Here is a 2,713-nt window from a genome sequence, read left to right as displayed (position 1 = left end):
ACCTGCGCCAGCAAGACGGCTGGCGCTGGAAGCGCAGACGCCCGTGGCTGCTGGTCACCGGCTCGCCTTCGCTTGTTGAGCAGATGGCCCCGGGCTTAACCACGCAGGGCTGGTTGTGCTGCAATGACGCGGTGTTGCTGTGGGGCGGGAATATTACAGAGGCCGGCAGCGGGCAGGATTTACCGGCGATACGCCGTCTTCGCGGGCGCAGGCCCGTGGACGCGCTGGTGCATATGGCGGACGACACGGCCGCTGACAGTGAGGCGCTTTTACGCGCTCTGCGGCAGATGGCGCTGGTGCTGCGCTGGCGAGCGCCGCTTTACCTGCTTAGCGTGGCAACCTCGGGCGGGGCGCAGCCCCTCAGGCAGGTGGTGCCTGCGGCGGTGATGGCTGTTTCGGCATTCACCCCCGAAACGCTATCGGCAGCACTCGCCGGGCTGAGCGATGACCTGGCGGCGCCGGCGATGGCCCTGGTTGCGCAGGACCCGCGTCAGGATTACCTGCTGCGCCTGGCCGCACAGCTTAAACTGCGCGCCATCCCCCACCTGCGGGAGACGGTTCAGGCTATTTCGGGAAACGGAGCCAGACTCAGCCTGCACGGCGTGGCATTTATGCCGCTGCTGGCAAATGCAGGTACCGGATTTGCGTATGAACAGCAGGCAGGCAAGCTCTGGCGGTGTATTGCCGGGCACAGCGCAAGCCTTGCAGGTAAACCGGAAGGCGTTGATGGCCGGACAATTGCGTGCTGGTGCCTGTGCGGTCTGCTGGGGCTGTGGGCGCTGGGGACAGTGACTGCCGGTATCAGCAACGGACGGCTGATTGCCCGCACGCAGACGCTGATATCCACCTCTTCCGCTTTTACCGGTAAAGACCGGCTGAGCGCGCTACAGAGCCAGCTTCAGGCTCTCAGCCAGCAACAGCGCAGCGGCACGCCCTGGTATCGCCGCTTTGGTCTGGACATTTCCGGGCAGCTCCCGGCGCTGCTGTGGCCTGTGTATCTGCGTGAGGCGCGAGCGCTTATCGTTACGCCGGCGCAGCAGCGGCTTTCGCAGGCCCTGGCGAACGTGTCTGACAGCCCGCAAACAGAGTATGACCGGCTCAAAGCGCTGCTGATGCTCACGCAGCCGGCGCGCGTGAACGATGCGCCGACACAGGTTTTTCTCGCCGGGCAGTTACAGGCGGTTCTGCCTGCTGTCGTCCCCGAACAGCTATCATGGTTTGCCGCCCGGTTGCCGGCACACCCTGAACTGCGCGCCACGCCGGATGATGCGCTTATTGCCGCCACGCGCGCCCGGTTGGCCGTTGCCATTAACGGCGCGCAGGCGCAGGAACAGCGCTATCAGACTATTATTCGCAGCGCCGGCCTGAATTTCGCCGATATCCGTCTCTCTCAGCTTGCCGGCAGCGACGAGCTGACCGGGATTTTCACGCTGGAGGGCGTCGTACCGGGCGCGTACACCCGTGATGCGTGGGTCAGCGCCATCCGCCCGGCCATCGACCGGCAGGTGAAGGATATCAGCGAGCAGACGACCTGGGTGCTCGGGCAACAGCAGGGCGCGCTCAGCCCGGATGCCCTGCGTCGTAGCCTTACGGCCCGTTATTTCACCGATTATGCCCGAGTCTGGCAACAGGCGCTGAACCCGATTCAGTACCGGCCAACCCGCGACGCCGGGCAACTGGCGTTACTGGCCGACAGCCACGCCTCGCCGCTCGCCGCGCTGATGCGGCAGCTTTACTATCAGGGGCTGGCCGGCAGCCCGGATGAGGCGCAAAAAAAGGTTAATGTTCTCCTTGAACCGGTCTTTGGCGGGCTGGTGGCTATGGTCGGCGGCCAACAGGCCGGGCGCAAGGGGATAACGCTCAGACAGTGGCAGGCAGACGCTAAACGTTTTGCCGATCGGATACGCGGTATGTCATCCGCAGAGGATAACGCGCAGGCGCTGGCAACTTCGGTCTTTAAAGGAACACAGATTGATAACACCGCCGCCGCGTTGCCAGGCCGCATTCGCGAGCAGTTGGGCGACGCGCTGGCCCCAATGGGGAATACGCTGTTTGTCGCGCCGTTTGAACGGGCCTGGCGGGAACTCCTGCAGCAGCGTATGCGTGACATGAATGAGCAATGGCGTCAGACCATTGTTGCGGGCTGGCAGCGGCGCTTTGTGGGTAAATATCCGTTTAGCCAGGGGCGGGAGGAGGTGAATCTGGCTGAACTGGCGCAGTTCATTAACCCGACCAGCGGCTATATCAATACGTTTATTCATCGCCATCTGGGGGGCGTGTTGGCATATCGTAACCTGCGCTGGCAGGAAAACGACCAGCGAATGCCGGGGCTTGCGGTCAGTCCGGCCTTTTTGGCCGCGCTTAACCGTCTGAATCAGGCCGGGCAAGTGTTATTTGCTAAAGGCTTTGGCGTGGCGTTTCGTCTGCAGCCCGAAAGCGCGCGCGATGTGGCGATGACGGAGCTGTTTATTGACGGTGTGACGCTAAAATATTTCAACCAGATGCCCTTCTGGCAGGAGGTGCGCTGGCCGGGAGAGACGATGGCGCCGGGGGCTTCACTGGTCTGGAGCAGCGTGCAGGCCGGTGCGCGGCTGTATCGTGATTTCCCCGGCCAGTGGGGATTTATCCGCCTGCTGGAGCAGGCGAAAGTGAGTAAGGAAGGGCAAAACCGCGCCCGGTTGACGTGGGCTGCGCAGGATGGACAGATGCTGAA

Annotated in this window: 1 protein-coding gene; it reads left to right on the top strand. The window is 63.2% G+C overall.

Annotated elements, in window-relative coordinates:
- The coding region (locus JJB97_RS17630; RefSeq protein ID WP_238715383.1) for an ImcF-related family protein at positions 1-2,713 on the top strand (2,713 nt) is incomplete at both ends.

The sequence above is a fragment of the Tenebrionibacter intestinalis genome (assembly GCF_016632365.1).
GTDB lineage: Bacteria > Pseudomonadota > Gammaproteobacteria > Enterobacterales > Enterobacteriaceae > Tenebrionibacter > Tenebrionibacter intestinalis.
This window is presented reverse-complemented; position numbering and strand designations above follow the sequence as displayed.